Annotated in this window: 18 protein-coding genes and 3 pseudogenes; 7 read left to right on the top strand and 14 right to left on the bottom strand. The window is 69.3% G+C overall.

Annotated elements, in window-relative coordinates; translation table 11 throughout:
• The coding region (locus AC2W7C_RS03070) for a hypothetical protein (RefSeq protein WP_486000123.1) at positions 1-611 on the bottom strand (611 nt) is incomplete at its 3' end.
• A gap of 129 nt (positions 612-740) precedes the next feature.
• Between AC2W7C_RS03070 and AC2W7C_RS03065 the strand changes: the two genes are divergently transcribed.
• Entirely contained in the window at positions 741-1,079 is a 339-nt protein-coding gene (locus AC2W7C_RS03065; protein WP_486000122.1) for a P-II family nitrogen regulator, read from the top strand.
• A gap of 76 nt (positions 1,080-1,155) precedes the next feature.
• Positions 1,156-2,561, top strand: a pseudogene (glnA, locus tag AC2W7C_RS03060) (type I glutamate--ammonia ligase).
• An 87-nt stretch (positions 2,562-2,648) separates the two neighbouring features.
• Here the strand turns inward: glnA and bla are convergent.
• Positions 2,649-3,557, bottom strand: coding sequence for a subclass B3 metallo-beta-lactamase (bla, locus tag AC2W7C_RS03055; RefSeq protein WP_486000121.1), 909 nt, complete (start codon positions 3,555-3,557; stop codon positions 2,649-2,651).
• 104 nt (positions 3,558-3,661) lie between these two features.
• On the opposite strand from bla, the gene AC2W7C_RS03050 reads away from it, so the two are divergent.
• On the top strand, positions 3,662-4,576 hold the full coding sequence (locus AC2W7C_RS03050; protein ID WP_486000120.1) for a LysR substrate-binding domain-containing protein: 915 nt from the start codon (positions 3,662-3,664) through the stop codon (positions 4,574-4,576).
• Here the strand turns inward: AC2W7C_RS03050 and AC2W7C_RS03045 are convergent.
• The 6 genes from AC2W7C_RS03045 to AC2W7C_RS03020 form a co-directional block, all read right to left on the bottom strand.
• Positions 4,563-4,880 carry a hypothetical protein gene (locus AC2W7C_RS03045; RefSeq protein WP_486000119.1) on the bottom strand — a complete coding sequence of 106 codons (318 nt, stop codon included), beginning with the start codon at positions 4,878-4,880 and terminating at the stop codon, positions 4,563-4,565. The two genes, AC2W7C_RS03050 and AC2W7C_RS03045, sit on opposite strands and share 14 nt — an antisense overlap.
• A gap of 67 nt (positions 4,881-4,947) precedes the next feature.
• A complete protein-coding gene (locus AC2W7C_RS03040) occupies positions 4,948-5,595 on the bottom strand; it encodes a DUF4118 domain-containing protein (RefSeq protein WP_486000118.1) in 648 nt (215 codons plus the stop codon).
• A gap of 83 nt (positions 5,596-5,678) precedes the next feature.
• Positions 5,679-7,001, bottom strand: a complete 1,323-nt coding sequence (locus tag AC2W7C_RS03035; protein WP_486000117.1) for a S41 family peptidase — start codon at positions 6,999-7,001, stop codon at positions 5,679-5,681.
• A 79-nt stretch (positions 7,002-7,080) separates the two neighbouring features.
• Positions 7,081-7,917 carry a twin-arginine translocase subunit TatC gene (gene tatC / locus AC2W7C_RS03030; RefSeq protein WP_486000124.1) on the bottom strand — a complete coding sequence of 279 codons (837 nt, stop codon included), beginning with the start codon at positions 7,915-7,917 and terminating at the stop codon, positions 7,081-7,083.
• Positions 7,918-7,967: 50 nt separating this feature from the next.
• The gene (tatB, locus tag AC2W7C_RS03025; RefSeq protein ID WP_486000116.1) at positions 7,968-8,513 is read right to left on the bottom strand and encodes a Sec-independent protein translocase protein TatB; all 546 of its coding nucleotides are present in this window, start codon (positions 8,511-8,513) and stop codon (positions 7,968-7,970) included.
• 37 nt (positions 8,514-8,550) lie between these two features.
• Entirely contained in the window at positions 8,551-8,760 is a 210-nt protein-coding gene (locus AC2W7C_RS03020) for a twin-arginine translocase TatA/TatE family subunit (protein WP_486000115.1), read from the bottom strand.
• A gap of 105 nt (positions 8,761-8,865) precedes the next feature.
• Between AC2W7C_RS03020 and rnhA the strand changes: the two genes are divergently transcribed.
• The gene (rnhA, locus tag AC2W7C_RS03015; RefSeq protein WP_486000114.1) at positions 8,866-9,312 is read left to right on the top strand and encodes a ribonuclease HI; all 447 of its coding nucleotides are present in this window, start codon (positions 8,866-8,868) and stop codon (positions 9,310-9,312) included.
• 193 nt (positions 9,313-9,505) lie between these two features.
• On the opposite strand, the gene AC2W7C_RS03010 is transcribed toward rnhA, so the two are convergent.
• The 3 genes from AC2W7C_RS03010 to AC2W7C_RS03000 form a co-directional block, all read right to left on the bottom strand.
• Positions 9,506-9,964, bottom strand: coding sequence for an NfeD family protein (locus AC2W7C_RS03010; protein WP_486000113.1), 459 nt, complete (start codon positions 9,962-9,964; stop codon positions 9,506-9,508).
• 3 nt (positions 9,965-9,967) lie between these two features.
• Positions 9,968-10,960, bottom strand: a complete 993-nt coding sequence (locus AC2W7C_RS03005) for an SPFH domain-containing protein (protein ID WP_486000112.1) — start codon at positions 10,958-10,960, stop codon at positions 9,968-9,970.
• Between the two features lie 97 nt (positions 10,961-11,057).
• Entirely contained in the window at positions 11,058-11,474 is a 417-nt protein-coding gene (locus AC2W7C_RS03000; RefSeq protein ID WP_486000111.1) for an NUDIX hydrolase, read from the bottom strand.
• Between the two features lie 189 nt (positions 11,475-11,663).
• Here AC2W7C_RS03000 and AC2W7C_RS02995 point away from each other — a divergent pair.
• From AC2W7C_RS02995 to fabG, 3 genes and pseudogenes are all read left to right on the top strand, one after another.
• Positions 11,664-13,075: pseudogene (locus AC2W7C_RS02995) on the top strand (FAD-binding oxidoreductase).
• 73 nt (positions 13,076-13,148) lie between these two features.
• Positions 13,149-14,093, top strand: coding sequence for an ACP S-malonyltransferase (fabD, locus tag AC2W7C_RS02990; RefSeq protein ID WP_486000110.1), 945 nt, complete (start codon positions 13,149-13,151; stop codon positions 14,091-14,093).
• 128 nt (positions 14,094-14,221) lie between these two features.
• A pseudogene (gene fabG / locus AC2W7C_RS02985) lies at positions 14,222-14,961 on the top strand (3-oxoacyl-[acyl-carrier-protein] reductase).
• 142 nt (positions 14,962-15,103) lie between these two features.
• On the opposite strand, the gene AC2W7C_RS02980 reads toward fabG, so the two are convergent.
• The 3 genes from AC2W7C_RS02980 to AC2W7C_RS02970 all read right to left on the bottom strand — a co-directional run.
• On the bottom strand, positions 15,104-16,309 hold the full coding sequence (locus AC2W7C_RS02980) for a pyridoxal phosphate-dependent aminotransferase (RefSeq protein WP_486000109.1): 1,206 nt from the start codon (positions 16,307-16,309) through the stop codon (positions 15,104-15,106).
• A 92-nt stretch (positions 16,310-16,401) separates the two neighbouring features.
• Positions 16,402-17,115 carry a CPBP family intramembrane glutamic endopeptidase, BDIM_20840 family gene (locus AC2W7C_RS02975; RefSeq protein WP_486000108.1) on the bottom strand — a complete coding sequence of 238 codons (714 nt, stop codon included), beginning with the start codon at positions 17,113-17,115 and terminating at the stop codon, positions 16,402-16,404.
• A 58-nt stretch (positions 17,116-17,173) separates the two neighbouring features.
• Positions 17,174-17,561 (bottom strand): helix-turn-helix domain-containing protein (locus AC2W7C_RS02970; protein WP_486000107.1); only part of this gene is annotated, 388 nt, incomplete at its 5' end.

Below are 17,561 nucleotides of genomic sequence, written 5' to 3'. Positions count from 1 at the left end.
GGTCTGGGTCGCCTTTCCCCGAGACCACGCCCCAGCCGTCCGCGCGCATGCTTGTGAGCGTCCGTCGCCGGCCAGGGCAGGACGGCGCGCCAGTCGGGCGTCATGGCCGGGTGAACTCCACCACCGTCAGCGAGCCGCCGGCGACGCGCCGCGCGCTCTCGCTCTTGCGAAGGCCGGGGATGCGTCCGAACGCCTTGAGCAGCGCCGCCTGGCCGGGGGCGTCGTTGATGGGCCTGAACGTGCGGAGCGTTCGCCCGCCGCGGTCGCGCAGGTGAAGGTCGCGATCGCCGACTTCCGAAGTCGATCGACCCGATCGTGTCATAGGGAATCCGCTCGGGGCCGCTCTTGCCCGCCTTCACCGACAGGGCGCCGTCTTCGAACCCGGCCTCCACCGTCCGGGTGGCCATCGCCATGATGAAAACCACCGGAGTCAGGGCCGCGAAGCCGACGAGCAGGCCCAGGACCTTCGCCGAACCGAAGCCGTTGACGAAGTCCGCCGCCCGGTCGAAGCCGACGACGCCGAACAGCAGCGCGCCGAGCAGGATCAGATAGGCCGCGACCCCCAACAGCGACTTGCCGCGGTCAGTGTCCTTGAAGCGGACGGTGTTCATGATCGACCTCCCTAAAGCCTCTTCCGTTCACGGATGGCGACACCGGTGGAAAAACGCTTGCCAAATTGTGCAATGCAATGTCCCTTTACCGCCCGAGCGCGAGCACGTCATGCCCGCCTGGGATCGCCGATGAAAAAGATCGAAGCCGTCATCAAGCCTTTCAAGCTGGATGAAGTGAAAGAGGCCCTGCAGGACGCGGGAGTCCAGGGCATGACCGTGCTGGAAGCCAGGGGATACGGCCGCCAGAAGGGGCATTCCGAACTCTATCGCGGCGCCGAATACGTCATCGACTTCCTGCCCAAGATCAAGATCGAGGTGGTGGTTCCCGACGACCTCGCCGCCTCGGTGATCGAGGCCATCCAGACCGCCGCCCACACGGGCAAGATCGGGGACGGCAAGATCTTCGTGTCCGAAGTCCTCGACGTCATCCGCATCCGCACCGGCGAGACGGGGGCCCAGGCCGTCTGACCGCCCGAACCACCGGCCGCCTTTCGGGGCGGCCGTTTCCTTTGAACCTCCCCACCCAAGAAACGGACCTCGAAGAATGAGCGCCAAGAAGATCCTCTCGGAGATCAAGGAGAAGGACGTCCGTTACGTCGATCTCCGCTTCACCGACACCAAGGGGCGGATGCAGCACGTCACCTTCGACATCGACCTGGTCGACGAGGAGTTCCTCGAAGAGGGCACGATGTTCGACGGCTCGTCCATCGCCGGCTGGAAGGCCATCAACGAGTCCGACATGCTGCTGAAGCCGGACCTGTCGAACTTCTGGATCGACCCCTTCTACCAGCAGACGACGCTGTTCCTGTTCTGCGACGTTCTGAACCCCGACACCGGCGAGCCCTACAACCGCGACAGCCGCTCGATGGCCAAGAAGGCGCTGGCCTACGTCCAGTCTTCCGGCGTGGGCGACACCGTCTTCTTCGGGCCCGAGGCCGAGTTCTTCATCTTCGACGACGTGCGCTGGAGCACCGCTCCGCACGACACCGGCTACACCTACGATTCGATCGAGCTGCCGGCCAACACCGGCGCTGAATATTCCGAAGGCAACATGGGTCACCGCCCGGGGCCCAAGGGCGGCTACTTCCCGGTCAACCCGACCGACAGCGCCCAGGACCTGCGCGGCGAGATGCTGGGCGTGATGCGCGACCTGGGCATGCAGCCCGAGAAGCACCACCACGAGGTGGCTCCGGCTCAGCACGAACTGGGCCTGAAGTTCTCGGACCTGCTGACCATGGCCGACCGCCTGCAGCTGTATAAATACGTGATCCACAACGTGGCCGCGGCCTATGGCAAGTCGGCGACCTTCATGGCCAAGCCGACCTTCGGTGACAACGGCTCGGGCATGCACGTGCACCAGTCGATCTGGCGTGACGGCAAGCCCCTGTTCGCGGGCGACAAGTACGCCGGCCTGTCGGACGTGTGCCTGTGGTACATCGGGGGCATCATCAAGCACGCCAAGGCGATCAACGCCTTCGCGAACTCGACGACCAATTCCTACAAGCGCCTGGTGCCGGGCTATGAAGCTCCGGTGAAGCTGGCCTATTCGGCCCGCAACCGCTCGGCCTCGATCCGGATTCCGTGGGTCAACTCGCCCAAGGCCAAGCGCATCGAAGCCCGCTTCCCCGACCCGATGGGCAACCCCTACCTGACCTTCGTGGCCCTGCTGATGGCCGGCCTGGACGGCATCGAGAACCGATCGATCCGGGCGCGGCGGCCGACAAGAACCTGTACGACCTGCCGCCGGAAGAGCGCGGCAACATCCCCGAGGTCTGCGGCTCGCTGCGCGAAGCGCTCGAGAACCTCGACAAGGACCGCGCCTTCCTCAAGAAGGGCGGCGTCATGGATGACGACTTCATCGACAGCTACATCGAGCTGAAGATGGAGGAGGTGATGCGCCTGCAGCTTCACCCGCACCCGGTCGAATTCGACATGTACTACAGCTGCTGATCGACAGCCGGGGCTGACGATCGAGGGCGCGGACGGGAGACCGTCCGGCGCCCTTCTCGTTTGTCGTCCCAGCCGACGGCGGCTTCGTCATGAATCTTCCTCACGGCGTCGCCCGGCCTCCGAGGCCTGGCGGGCCGATCGCTGACGGGCCAGGTCGGCTTCGAACGCCGCCCTCAGTTCGCGCGAGAGGGCGGGAAGCGCCGTCCGGTCCACAAAGGCGTCGGCGTCGCCGGCCGCCTGACGCCGTCGCCGCTCGAAGATGTCCGAAAGGCTGGGGTGGTTGGCCAGCAGGATGTCCACCGGCATGGCGTCCAGCCGGTCGAAGGTGGCTCGGAAGTCCGAAACGATCTGCGGATACTCGGTGTTGTCCACCAGGGTCGCGCCGGCCACGCTGGCGCTGCAGAAGAACATGACGGTCAGCGTCTTCCCGCCCTGGATCACCGGCATGGTCCAGCTGGTGCAGCCGGCGGTGTGCCCTGGCGTGACCCGGGCCGTCAGCACCGTTCCGCCCAGCTCGACCGTGTCGCCGTCGCGGACCGTCCGGTCGACGGACACAGCGGGGAAGCGGCCCTCGTAGTTGGCCAGGCCGATGTGACGGCCGCTTTCCAAGGCCCGTCGGTCGCCCTCGCTGGCCACAAACCGGGCTCCGGTCTCGGCCTTCAGGGCGGCCAGGCCTCCGGCGTGGTCGAAATGAGCGTGGGAGTTCAGCAGCACCTTCACGTCGGCCGGATCGAAGCCGAGCCTGCGGATCGACGCCAGGACCAGCGGCGCGCTTTCCGGCAGGCCGCCGTCGATCAGGATGTGCCCCTCGGGCGTCGTGATCAGGAAGGCGGAGATCCCTTCGACGCCCACATAGTTGACGTTTCCGGCGATGGCGAAGGGCGCGACCGGGGTGTTCCAGGCCGCCCGGTCGTGGGCGTCCTGAGCCGGGGCCGTCCCAGGGACGGCGATCGCCAGGCAAAGGGCCGCCAGCGCGGGTGTCCAGATGGGCTTCATGGGGAGGGTCTCCGGGTGGATGTGCGGCGAGATTGCGATCCCCACGCGGCGGCGGCAAACCACCATATCTCGACACAGGTCTCAATTTCGCTCATGGCTGGGCGATGGATCGCGCCCAGCTTCCTCTGAACGCATTGCGCGCCTTCGAGGCCGCGGCGCGCCATCTGAACCTCACGCGGGCGGCGGCGGAGCTTTGCGTCAGCCAGGGCGCGGTGAGCCATCAGGTCGCCCTGCTGGAGGCCCGCCTGGGCGTGTCGCTGTTCCGCCGGCTGTCGCGCGGACTGGCCCTGACCGACGAGGGGCAGGCGCTGGCGCCGGTGATCGGCGACGCCCTGGGCCGGATCGGCGAGACGCTGGACCGCTACGCCGACGGTCGCCTGACCGAGACGCTCACCTTGGGCGTCGTCGGAACCTTCGCGACCGGCTGGCTGCTGCCCCGCCTGGCGGATTTCAGCCGCGAGCATCCGCACGTCGATCTGCGGATCATGACCAACAACAACCGCGTCGATCTGGCCGGCGACGGGCTGGACATGGCGATCCGCTACGGCGACGGGGCCTGGCACGCGGTGAACGCCGAATCCGTGCTGGACGCGCCGCTGACCCCGCTGTGCGCGCCCTCGGTCGCCGCGCGGCTGGACGATCCGGCCGCCCTGGCGCGCGAAACCCTGCTGCGCTCCTACCGGCCCGACGAATGGCCGCGCTGGTTCCAGGCCGCCGGCGCTCCCTGTCCGCTGCTCAAGGGGCCGGTCTTCGACAGTTCCGCCCTGATGGTCCAGGCGCCGCGCCGGGGAGGGGGTGGCCCTGGCGCCGGCGTCGATGTTCATGCGCGAACTGGTGGCCGAACGCGTCGTGGCTCCGTTCGGCGTCGAGGTGGGGATGGGAGGCTATTGGCTGACGCGCCTGAACTCGCGCAGCGACACCCCGGCGATGGCCGTCTTCCGGGCCTGGCTACGACGGACCGCGGGCGCCGGCGGACAGCCCTGAGAACCGCGGCGCGGCTGGCTTTCAATGCAGGCTGAACGTCAGCGGATCCCAGCTCGGCGGCGGCTGCAGCGCGGCGGGGAAGGCGATGCGCAGATCGCAGCCGTCACGATCACGGGTGATCCGCAGACGGCCGCCCAGTTGCTCGGTCATGGCCTCGACCAGCATCATGTCCTGGGGCGCGGGCATGTCCGCGGCCCCGACGGCGGTCAGGTTCAGGGTGCGGGTTTGCGCGTCCTCGTCCAGGGCGACCGCCAGGGTGGCGCCGGGTCGGAGCAGGCCCAGGGTGGTCAGATACTCCAGCAGAACCAGTCCGAGGGCCGTCGCCTGCTCGACAGGCACCGCGACGTCGCCGCCGCCGAAGCGGACGCGACCCGCGGCAGGCCGTCCCGCGCCGCCGCCGCGTCCGTCAGCCGTTGGGCGAAGGCCTCGAAATGGATGGTCCGGCCCTCGTCGCCGACGAAGGCGCGGTGGGTGCGCGATATGACCAGGGTGCGCGAGGCGGCGTTGGCCAGCACGCGCGAGGACGGTGGGGTGCGGGCTCGCCCCGCGCGCGGGCGTGCAGGATGGCCGAGATCAGCTGCAGATGGTCGGTGGTCCGCTGCGCATGCTCGCGGAACAGCGCGGCCTGGCCGGTGGCCAGGGCCTCGACCCGGGCATGGCTGACCGCCAGGTCGCGGAAGCGCGCGCGGATGCTGCTCAGCACATGGATCAGCAGTCCCGACGAGATCAGGAAGACCACCAGCCAGATGACGGCCGGTGTCTGCAGATGGAACTGGAACGGCACGGGCCCCATGAAGACATAGACGATGACGGCCGCCAGGCCGGTCGCCAGCAGGGCGGGCCGCGCCCCCATCCAGTAGGCGGACAGGATCACGGCCGGGTAGAACAGGATGAAGCCGTAGCCGGTGGTCAGGATGGGATCCAGCAGCAGCCGTACGGCCAGCGAGACGCCCACCAGCAGCATGGCTCCCAGATAGGCCGCGCCCGGCGCCCGCTTCAGTCGGGCGGCGATGTCGGTGAACGGACCGGATGCGGCGGGGCCGATGAAACTCATGCCGGACGACGTATCATGACCCGCGTTCGTCGTCTCGCTCCCGAGCGCAGGACGCGATCCGTCGGCTGGGCGGATCGGGGCGCTCACCGAGGCGCGGCCTCGCCGGTCCGGAAGCGTCGCGCGGCCAGCCGGATGTCGGCGCCGAAGGCCGTCTCCGGGGCGGCGTCCGGGCCCGGCGCCGGGGTCGCGATTCCGGGGGGGACGCCCAGGCCTTCGTACACCTTCCCGTCGGCCAGGGTGTAGACCTCGTTGGACAGGCCCAGCGTCCAACCGTTTGGCAGGGTGCGGCTCAGGACGTCGGAATGCGCGCCCTGGGTCGGCTGGCCCATGACCGTCGCCTGCGGCAGCACCCGCAGGCGCATCACCAGAGCCTCCGCCGCGCTGGTGGTCCGTTCGCCCGTCAGGACGATGACCGGTCCGGAAAAGCGCCGACAGTCGCCCGGTTCGACATAGGTCTCGAACGGCGGACCCATGCGATCGCCGTCGCGGCCAGCGCGGCTGTAGGCGAGGCGCTTCCGGTCCGCGAAACAGCCCGCGATCAGGGCCGAGATCGCCTCGGACCCGCCCGGATTGAACCGCAGGTCCAGGATCAGGCCGGGCGCGCCTTCGAAACGCGCCAGGGCCTCGTCCAGCGCCGTGCGGGCGGCGGCGACGTCCGCGTCAGAAGTGGTGTTGCCCGGCCAGCCGACTGGGCCGTTGGAGAAGCCTCCCATGGTCATGACGGCCAGGTAGGCGACCCCTTCCGGCGTGCGCCCATAGGCCAGCCGGTCATGCGCGCTCCGAGCGACCCCGCCCGCCAGCGGGCTTTCCGGTCCGCCCAGATAGTCGATCAGTCCGCGTTGCAGCTCGGCCGTGCTTGGGCCCGAGGCCGTCCTGCGGACCTGGAAGCGGCGGTCGCCGTCCACCAACCGGACGTGAGCGTCCTGGAACCGGCCGAGAATCTCGGTGACGACCGGCCACAGATCGGCGTCGGGCGCCATCGTCGCCACCCGCGGGCGGTAGGTCTCGCGCACGGCGTTCCAGTCGACGCCGCGCAGGGCGAAGAACGGGTAGTTCTCGTCGAATGTCTCCCACAGGACGTCGAAGTTCCGCAGCGGATCGTTCGACGGCGGTTCGGGAATCCGGCAACGATCGGGCAGGGCGGCGATCCGCTCGAAGCCGATGCGGGAGGTCTCGCCGGCCAGGACGAAGCGATCGTCGCTCAGCCCTTCGACGGCGCCGAGCGCCTCGGGACCGGGCGCCTCGCCGCTCAGGACGCAGCTGGAGGCGGTGACGTCGTAGATCCGCACCCCGGCCTCGCCCACGTCCAGGACGTAGCCGTATCCTTGGCTTCGCCAGACGCCCGTAGGCGAGGGAGCCTGAGGGCCGGCGGCCAGGACGGCGGCGGCCGCGAACCCGAGAAACATGAAGGCCTCGCCCCGTCGAAATGCGCGAGGAATAGGCCCCGGCCCGCGGGGCGGAGGCAAGTTAAAGCCTCGTAGGGTTTCAGGCCGCGGCTTCCGCGGCGTCTTCCTTCTTCCGGCGCAGTTCGATCAGGCGCACGCACCAGATCGAGATCTCGTAGAGCAGCACCAGGGGCGCGGCCAACATCAGCTGGCTGATGGGATCGGGCGGGGTGACGACGGCCGCCACCACCACCACCGCGACGATGGCGTAGCGCCGGCCCTCGGACATCATCCTGGAACTGATGATGCCGGCCATGCCCAGCAGGGTCGTGACCACCGGCAGCTGGAAGCACAAGCCGAAGGCCAGGATCAGCGAGGTGACCAGGCTCAGGTATTCCGAAATCTTGGTGTTCAGCTCGACCGTGATGCCGTCCGCCACGATCTGCTGGCTCAGCGAGAACCACATGACGAAGGGCAGCATGACGAAATAGACCAGCGCCGCGCCGACGAGAAACAGTATGGGAGCCACGAACAGGAAAGGCAGGAAGGCGCCCTTCTCGTTGCGGTACAGCCCGGGCGCCACGAACTTGTAGAGCTGCCAGGCCAGGACCGGGAAGGCCACGACGACGGCGCCGAAACCGGCCACCTTCATCTTGGTGAAGAGCTGCTCCAGCGGGCCGGTGGCCTGCAGCGCCAGGTCGGTCTGAGCTCCGGGCGGGAACGGGTGCAGGCCGGCGGTGACGGCGATCAGCTCGAACGGGTTGCCGCCATGCCCGCCGGACGCCTGGGCCGCCGCGTGCAGGGCGTAGGCGGCCTGGAACGGCTTGATCAGGAAGATCTGGATGTCGGCGGCGAAGTAGAAGCAGCCGATGAAGGCTAGCGCGAAGGCGACCACGCAGACCACCAGCCGGCCGCGCAACTCGATCAGGTGATCCATCAGCGGCGCGCGCGACGCCTCGATCTCGGCCTCATCGGCTTCCGGACGGCTCACAGCTCGACCGCCTTCTTGCGGGAGGCACGGGGCTTGGCGGGCGCGGGCTTGGCGGCGGCCCCGATCTTGGGCTTGGTCGTCTTGGGTTTGGTCGCCTTGGCCTTGACGGCCCCGGCGGCGGCGGGCGCGGCCTCGAGGGGCTCGAGGACCGGCGGGCTATCCGGCCATTCGTCTGGCGCGGCGGCCATCGCGGGCAGATCGGCGGCGGCCTCGGACGGAGAGGGCAGGACCGGGGTCGCCGGGGCGTTCAGGTCGTCGCGGATGCTTCTGAACGTCGCTTCGGCCTCGGCGCCCAGCGGCATCATGTTCGACTGGCCGCGGCGCAGCGCGTCCACTTCCTTGCGCAGTTCGTCGAGTTCGGATTGGCGCGCCATCTCGTCGAAGCTGGAGCGAAACTCGTTGGCCATGTTGCGGGCCTTGGCGACCATCTTGCCCAGCTTGCGCAGCATCGCGGGCAGCCGTTCGGGCCCCACGACCAGCAGGGCCACGATGGCGATCACGACATATTCCATGCCCCCGATGCCGGGGCCCAGGCCGCCCATACGTCAGGCTCTCCGGCGCGCGCGGGCGCTTACGACTTCAGGTCTTCTTTTCGGCGTCGGTGCGCGGCAGGGCGCCGGCGCGGCTGTCGGCCGGCTTGCCCTCGTCGCTGTCCTTCAGCCCGTCGCGGAACGCCTTCACGCCCTTGGCGGCGTCGCCCATCATCGCCGACAGCTTGCCGCGGCCGCCGAACAGCAGGAGCACGATCACGCCCACGATGACCCAGTGCCAGATGCTCATTGCGCCCACGGCGATCTCTCCTCGTGCGGGCCGATCCGCGGCCCGGTCATACTTTCACGGCGCATATAGGCCGTTCGGTGGCGCGACGCCAAGCGAACCTGATACAGCGCGCGGATGAGTCACGTCATCATCCACACCGACGGCGCCTGCAAGGGCAATCCGGGCCCCGGCGGCTGGGGCGCCATCCTTCAGACCGGCGGCGGCCACGAGAAGGAGTTGTGGGGCGGCGAGCCGCTGACGACCAACAACCGCATGGAGCTGATGGGGGCGATCATGGCGCTGGAGGCCCTGAACCGGCCCTGCCGCGTCGATCTGCACACCGACAGCAAATACGTGATGACGGGCATCACCGAATGGATCCGCGGCTGGAAGGCGCGCGGCTGGAAGACCGCCGACAAGAAGTCGGTCAAGAACGACGACCTGTGGAAACGCCTGGACGCCGCCCGCTCGCGCCACGAGGTGAGGTGGCATTGGGTCAAGGGCCACGCCGGGCACGAACTGAACGAACGCGCCGACCGGCTGGCGAATCGCGGGATCGAGGAGATGCGGGGCGGGGGATGACCCTCACGTTCACCTCTCCGTTCGCCTTCAAGCGAATGGAGAGGACAGGTCGGAGCGATAGCGACGACCAGGTGAGGGCGACGCCGGCCGGAGTTATCAGAGCGCGACCGGCCGATGTCGGCGTCGCCCCCTCCTGACGGCTTCGCCGTCTGTCCTCCCCATCGCCTTGGCGGGCGATGGAGAGGTGAGTGTCTCAGGCCGCCCGCACTCTCAGCTTCGGTCCGTCGATGGACTCGACGATCACGCTCTCGCCCGCCAGGGGCGCCGAATCCTCGATCTCGGCGGGCCATTCGGCTCCCGAGACGAAGACCCGGCCGCGACCGTCGACGAAGGCCTGGACCACCTGGGCGCGCTGGCCGACCAGGCGGCCGTCGCGGGCGTTGATGTCCGGCGCGTCGCTGGGATTGACGCGCTGGATCAGCCGGCGCGACAGCAGGGTGGAGGCCACGGTCAGCACGCCGAACAGCAGCACCTCGCCCCAGAAGCCGAGCGGAAGGCCGAGCGCCGTCAGCGCCGCCACCACGCCGGCCGAGACCGCCGGCCACAGCAGCCATTCGGTCGAGAAGGCGGCCTCGACCGCCAGCAGGATCACGCCGAGCGCCAGCCAGATCCAGAACGGCTGGGCGGCGTGGAGGTCGATCAGGGCGTCCATGGCTCAGAGCGATCCCGGAACCGAGCCGCGGGGCGGCTTGGGCGGCGTTCGGGGCGCCGGAGCCGAGGCGCGCGCGCTCTGCTGCTGGTCGCGGGCCAGGCCGACCAGTTCGCCCACGCCGGCGATGGTGCCGACCAGGGCGCCCATCTCGGACGGCACGATCACGGTCTTCTGCTGCGGGCTGCGGGCCAATTCGGCGAAGGCCTCGACGTATTTCTGAGCCACGAAGTAGTTGATCGCATTCACGTCCCCGCGGGCGATGGCCTCGGACACCATGGCGGTGGCGCGGGCCTCGGCCTCGGCTTCGCGCTCGCGGGCCTCGGCGTCGCGGAAGGCCGCCTCGCGGCGGCCCTCGGCTTCCAGGATGGCGGCCTGTTTGGCGCCCTCGGCGCGGGTGATGGCGGCCTGCTTCTCGCCGTCCGCCTCGGTGACCACGGCGCGGCGTTCACGCTCGGCCTTCATCTGGCGGGCCATGGCGTTGGTGATGTCGGCCGGCGGGGTCAGATCCTTGATCTCGATCCGGTTGGCCTTGACGCCCCACGGCTCGGTCGCGGCGTCGATCACCTGCAGCAGCCGGGTGTTGATCGAGTCGCGCTGGCTCAGCACCTCGTCCAGCTCCATCGAGCCGACGACGGTCCTGAGGTTGGTCATGCAGAGCTGCGAGATGGCGTAGGGCAGGTCGTCCACCCGATAGGCGGCGCGGGCGGCGTCCATCACCTGGATGAAGACGATGCCGTCGACCTTCACCACGGCGTTGTCCTTGGTGATGACCTCCTGGGTCGGGACGTCCAGCACCTGCTCCATCATGTTCATGCGGCGGCCGATCCGCTCGACGAACGGCGTCAGGATGCTGATGCCCGGCGGCAGGGTCCGGGTGTACTTGCCGAAGCGCTCGACCGTGAACTCACGGCCCTGCGGCACGATTTTCACCACGCTGAACAGCAGGACGAACGCCAGGACGACGATCGCGACGACGAAAACGACAGAGAAATCCATCAAAGCCTCCCAATTGCGGCTCAGGTTATCAGGCCGTGGCCCGCGCGCCACAGAAACCGGACACGGACCGATGACAACCGCGCTATCCGAACGGGAATCAGCCGCGCGACGCGGTTCGTTCGACGGCCAGGCGGATGATCCGGCGTGTCTCGGTCCAGTCGACCAGAGCCTCGACCTGTTCCAGCGCGACGAACCGGGCCTCCAGGGCGTCGTCGCCGGCCACGGGCTCGCCCGACAGCCATTCGGCGGCGTAGTCGATCAGCACATAGTGCCGGCCGGCCTCGGGGAAGATCCCGTCCACCACGTCCAGCAGGCCCACGATCCGAGCCTCCACGCCCGTTTCCTCGCACAGCTCCCGCAAGGCGGCGTCCACCGCGCGCTCGCCCGGCTCGATCCGTCCGCCCGGCAGGCTCCACTCGCCCTGCCGGGGCGCCGTGCCGCGGCGGATCAGCAGCACCTCGTCGCCCCTCAGGCAGACGACGCCGACGGCGGGAATGGGGGCGGGTGGGCGCATTGCGCCTCCTTATCCCGTCATCCTCGGGCTTGTCCCGGGGATCCATCGCGCAGCGAGAGCGATCCGTAGCGCCGGGACGCCGGCCGATCTCTGCATTTCGCGCGCCGGTATGAAAGGGTCCTCGGGACAAGCCCGAGGATGACGGAGTTAGAGGTGGCGCAAGCGGCGGCGCTTTGACACAAACGGCGCATGACCTCCCCGTCTCCTGAAGCTCTCAACGCCCTGAAGACCGCGCTCGGCCCCGGGGGCTGGACCGAAGACCCGGCCGAGATCGCGCCCTGGCTGACCGAATGGCGCAGCCGGTGGACCGGCCACACGCCGCTGATGCTGACCCCGCGTTCGACGGACGAGGTCGCCCGCGCCGTCCGCGCGTGCGCCGAGCATCGCGTCGCCCCTGGTCCCCCAGGGGCCGGCCGAGCACCGGCCTGGTCGGGGGCCAGATTCCCTACGGCGAGGTGTTGCTGTCGACCCGCAAGCTGCGCGCGGTGCGCGACGTCACCCCCCTGGACGACGCCATGACGGTCGAGGCCGGCGTCACCCTGCTGGAGGCCCAGCAGGCGGCCGCTGCGGCCGGCCGGAGGTTCCCGCTCAGCCTGGCGGCCGAGGGCTCGGCCACCATCGGCGGGGTGATCTCGACCAACGCCGGGGGCACCGCCGTCATCCGCTACGGGGTGATGCGCGATCTGGTGCTGGGGATCGAGGCCGTGTTGCCCAACGGCGAGATCTTCCACGGCCTGAAGCGGCTCAGGAAGGACAATACCGGTTATGACCTGAAACAGCTGCTGATCGGGGCCGAGGGCACGCTGGGCGTGGTCACCGCCGCGACGCTGAAGCTGTTTCCCGTGATGCGCAGCCGGGCCACCGCCATGGTCGGGCTGGAGACAGCCCACGCCGCGATCGAGCTTCTGGCCCGCGCCAAGGCCGAGACCGGCGGCGGGGTCGAGGCCTTCGAGCTGATGAAGCGCATCGGCATGGAGTTCGTACTGCGCAACATCCCCGACACCCGCGAACCGCTGGAGACGACGCCCCCCTGGTACGTGTTGATCGAACTGGTCTCGGGCGAGCCCGGCGCCGCCGACGCGGCCATGGAGCGGCTGCTGTCCGACGCCTTCGAGGCGGGACTGATCACGGACGCCTCCATCGCCCAGAACGACGGCCAGCGCGCCGACTTCTGGAAGGTGAGGGAAGAGCAGTCCGCCGCCCAGAAGCCCGAGGGCGGCGGCTGGAAGCACGACGTCTCGGTCCCCGTCTCGCGTATCGCCGACTTCCTGAACGAGGCGACGGCCGCCGTCGAACGCTTCGAACCCGGCGCCCGGGTCAGCGCCTTCGGGCACGTGGGCGACGGCAACATGCACTACGACGTGCTCTGCCCGCCGGGCGCGGACCACGCCGCCTTCATCGGCCGCTGGGAGAAGGGGTCCGAGGTCGTCCACGACATCGTCGCCCGCTACAATGGCTCCATATCCGCGGAACATGGCCTGGGCCGTCTGAAGACCGAGGAGGCCCGGCGCTACAAGTCGCCGCTCGAGATCGCGACCATGCAGGCGGTGCGGGCGGCGATCGATCCGCTGCGGATCATGAACCCGGCGGTGCTGTTCTGATCCCCCGGCTTGCCCCTGCGTCACGCCAGGCCTATCGCTGCGCCCTTCGATTCACGGCCGCGGAGCCTTCACGATGACCCTCGCCCTCCTGTTCCCCGGACAAGGCAGCCAGGCGGTCGGCATGGGGGCGGCGCTGGCCGACGCCTTCGCCTCGGCCCGCGAGGTCTTCGCCGAGGTGGACGAGGCGCTGGGCCAGAACCTGTCGTCGCTGATGCGCGAAGGCCCCGAGGACCAGCTGACCCTGACCGAGAACGCCCAGCCGGCCCTGATGGCCGTGTCGGTGGCCGCCGCCCGCGCGCTGAAGGCCGAGTTCGGCGTCGACGTGGCCAAGGCCGCCTTCGTCGCCGGCCATTCGCTGGGCGAATATTCGGCCCTGTGCGCCGCCGGCGCGATCTCGCTGTCCGACACCGCCCGCCTGCTGAAGCTGCGCGGCCAGGCCATGCAGCGCGCCGTTCCGGTCGGGCGCGGCGCCATGGCCTCGCTGATCGGGCCCAAGACCGATCTCGCCCTGGCCGAGGAAGCCGCCAAGGCCGGTTCGGAAGTCGGCGTCTGCGTCGTCGCCAACGACAACAACGCCGGCAACATCGTCATCTCCGGCGACAAGGCCGCGGTGGATCGCGCCATCGAGAAAGCCAAGGAGCTGGGCGCCCGCGCCATTCCGCTGAACGTCTCTGCGCCCTTCCACTGCCCGCTGATGCAGCCCGCCGCCGACGAAATGGCCGCCGCTCTGGCGACCGCCGCCATCTCGGCCCCCTTGGTTCCCGTCGTCGCCAACGTCACCGCGAGCCCTCAGAGCGATCCCGAGGTCATCCGCCGCCTGCTGGTCGAACAGGTCACTGGCCGGGTGCGCTGGCGCGAATCGATGGAATGGATGGCCGGCGAGGGCGGCGTGACCCGCTTCGCCGAGATCGGCTCGGGCAAGGTCCTGACCGGCATGGCCAAACGCATCGCGCCCGACGCCGAAAGCCTGTCGCTGAACACGCCGGAAGAGCTGGAAGCGTTCGCGAAGTCGCTCTGAGTGGTTAGTGGCTGGTGGCTAGTGGTTGAGCCGAGCGTGAAACCGTCGTCCGCGCCTTGATCACCGCCTTCGCCCCAGCAATCACTAACCACTAGCCACTAACCACTTCCGACACCGGAGCCCGTCCCATGTTCAATCTCACCGGCAAGACCGCTCTCGTCACCGGCGCCACCGGCGGCATCGGCGGGGCGATCGCCCGCGCCCTGCACGCCCAAGGCGCGACGGTCGTTCTGTCCGGCACCCGCGAGGCCGTGCTGCAGGAGTTGGCGGGCGAGCTGAAGGAACGCGCCTTCGCCGCCGCCGCCAACCTGTCGGACGCCGAATCCGTGGACGCCTGATCGGCCGGGCGGAAGAGGCCGCCGGCGCGCCGCTGGACATCCTGGTCGCCAACGCCGGCATCACCAAGGACGGCCTTCTGATGCGCATGAAGGACGAGGACTTCGAGCAGGTCATCAAGGTCAATCTGGAAAGCTATTTCCGCCTGTCGCGCGCCGCGATGAAGGGCATGATGAAGCGCCGCGCCGGCCGCATCATCGGCGTCACCTCGGTGGTCGGCGTCACCGGCAACCCGGGCCAGACCAACTACGCCGCCTCCAAGGCGGGCATGATCGGCTTCTCCAAGTCCCTGGCCCAGGAAGTCGGTTCGCGCGGCATCACGGTGAACTGCATCGCCCCGGGCTTCATCGCCTCGCCGATGACCGATGTCCTGAACGACCAGCAGCGCGAGACCATCCTGAAGAACATCCCGGCCGGCCGCCTGGGCACGGGCGACGAGATCGCGGCGGCGGCGGTGTATCTGTCGTCGGACGAGGCCGCCTACGTCACGGGCCAGACCCTGCACGTCAACGGCGGCATGGCGATGATCTAGGGCGGGGCCGCGCGTCGACCCCTCCTGATCGCTGCGCGATCGGTCCTCCCCATTCGCCTTCGCGAATGGAGAGGTGATCCACCGTCACCTCTCCACGAAGTGGGGAGGGGGACCACGCGAAGCGTGGTGGAGGGGTGAGCGTCTACCGCAGCCCCGCGCAGAACCGCTGGATCCGACGGCACGCCTCCTCCAGCACGCTCTCGCTCGTCGCGTAGCTGATGCGGAAATAGGGGCTCAGGCCGAAGGCGGAGCCCTGGACCACCGCCACGCCCTCGGCGTTCAGCAATTCGGTCGCGAACGTGTCGTCGCCATCGATGACGACGCCGGCTTCCGTCCGCTTGCCGACCAGGCCCTCGATCGAGGGATAGACGTAGAAGGCGCCCTCGGGCGTCGCGCAGCGAATGCCGGTCGCCTGGTTCAGCATCGACACCACCAGGTCGCGGCGCGCCTCGAAATGCCTGGCCCGCTCGGCGATGAAGTCCTGCGGCCCGTTCAGGGCCTCGACCGCCGCCCACTGGCTGATCGAGGACGGGTTGGTGGTCGTCTGGCCCGCCACCTTGCGCATCAGGTCGATCAACGCCTTGGGCCCGCCCGCGTAGCCGATCCGCCAGCCGGTCATCGCATAGGCCTTGGAGACCCCGTTCACCGTCAGGGTGCGGTCGTAGAGCTCGCGAACCGCCTGGGCGATCGTGACGTACTCGAACTCGCCGTAGATCAGGTGCTCGTACATGTCGTCGGTCAGCACCCAGACCTGCGGGTGGCGCTTCAGCACCTCGCCCAGGGCCTCCAGCTCCGCGCGGGTGTAGGCCGCGCCGGTCGGGTTGGACGGGCTGTTCAGGATCAGCCACTTCGTCTTCGGCGTGATCGCGGCCTCCAGCGCCTCGGGCTTCAGCTTGAAGCCGTCGGCCTCGTGGCCGACCACGGTGACGGGTTCGCCGCCGGCCAGCAGCACCATGTCGGGATAGCTGACCCAGTAGGGGGCCGGCACGATGACCTCGTCGCCGGGCGACAGGGTGGCGACCAGGGCGTTGTAGATCACCGTCTTGCCGCCGGGCGCGACGTGGATCTGGTCGGTCCCGTAGGTCAAGCCGTTCTCGCGCGCGAACTTGGCCGAGACGGCGGCCTTGAGTTCGGGCAGGCCGTCGACGTCGGTGTACTTGGTCTCGCCGCGCCGGATGGCCTCGATGGCGGCCTGTTTGATGTTCTCGGGCGTGTCGAAGTCCGGCTCCCCGGCGCCCAGGCCGATCACGTCGCGGCCCTCGCGCTTGAGTTCGCGGGCCCGGGCGGTCACGGCGAGCGTGGCCGAAGGCTTGACGCGGGCGAGGGCGGACGACTGCAGGCTGGACATGGCGACTCCCCGTGAACGGCGGTCCTCATTACGCAGTTGCGAAGAGCGGATCAAACGGAGTCCGAAGACGAGGGGCGTCCAGCCCGCCGACGTTAGATCAGCAGGGTGATCGCGTTGCCGAAATTGTGCAGCAGCACGGGCGCTAGGATGCTGCGGGTCTTCAAGACCAGCCAGACGGCGATCAGCGACGGCAAGGCGGTCAGGGCCATCGTCGTCGGGTCGAAAGAGAAGGCGCCGTCCGAATAGCCGAAGGCGTGCGCCAGGCCGAACAATGCGCAGGACAGGATGGCGCCCCAGCTCCACTCCACGCCCAGGAACCGCCAACGCCCCGCGAAGGCCCGGCACAGCAGAAGCAGCAGGACGCCCCGATAGTAGGGCTCCTCCTCGAAGCCCGGCATGGTCAGCTGGAAGGCGACCGTCTCGGTCGAAGCCGGCTCGTTCGGGAAGGTCAGGGCCAGGACCAGGAAGAAACCGACGTAGGCCAGGGCGACCGGCGCGGCGGACTTCAGGCTTCCCGGCGCCTGGCGCAGCGTCAGGCCGGACGCCTTCCAGCCCAGGGCGGGCAGGGCGGCGATCGCCAGGGTGGCGGCCAGCGCCAGCGCCTTGCCCTGCCAGTTCCAGTCGCCGCCGATCATGTCCGGCAACCGCCCGTACAGATTGGTCAGCAGGGCGTCGTTGACCGCCACCAACCCCGCCGCGGCCAGCAGCCAGCGGAAGGAGAAATCCTTCCACCGCAGCAGCCCGATCAGCGTTCCCGCTCCGAGCAGCAATGCGACGACACTCGCCGCGCCGATCATTCCGTCCATCCGCGATCTCCCTTCATGGAACGCGCGCAGACTGGCCGGATCGGACGGCGGGCGCTCATCAGAACCCGGCGGAACGATCCTCAGAACCCGACCGGACGGCTTCGCGGAAGGCGCTGGGCGACCGGCCCTCCATCTCGCGGAAGACGCGGTTGAACGAGGCCAGGGAGGCGAAGCCGCTGTCCAGGGCGATGGCGATCAGCTTGTCGCCGCGCCGCGCCGGATCGGCCAGCAGTCGGCGGGCCTCGCCCACCCGCCACGCGTTCAGGAAGGTCCGGAAGTGATCGTGGCCCAGTCGCTGGTTGATCAGCCGGCGCACCGTCCGCTCGGGCGCGCCCATCGCCCGCGCGAAGGCGTCGAAGGTCAGGTCCGGATCCAGGTGGACGCGGTCCGTCTCCATCAAGGTCCGCAGGCGCGCCGCCAGGGCCGCCTCGGCGCCGGCGACGGGG

It is taken from the genome of Brevundimonas sp. CURTG3B2_SDJG, assembly GCF_057364705.1.
The sequence above is the reverse complement of the archived record's forward strand: the minus strand, read 5'-3'. Positions and strand labels throughout refer to the sequence as shown.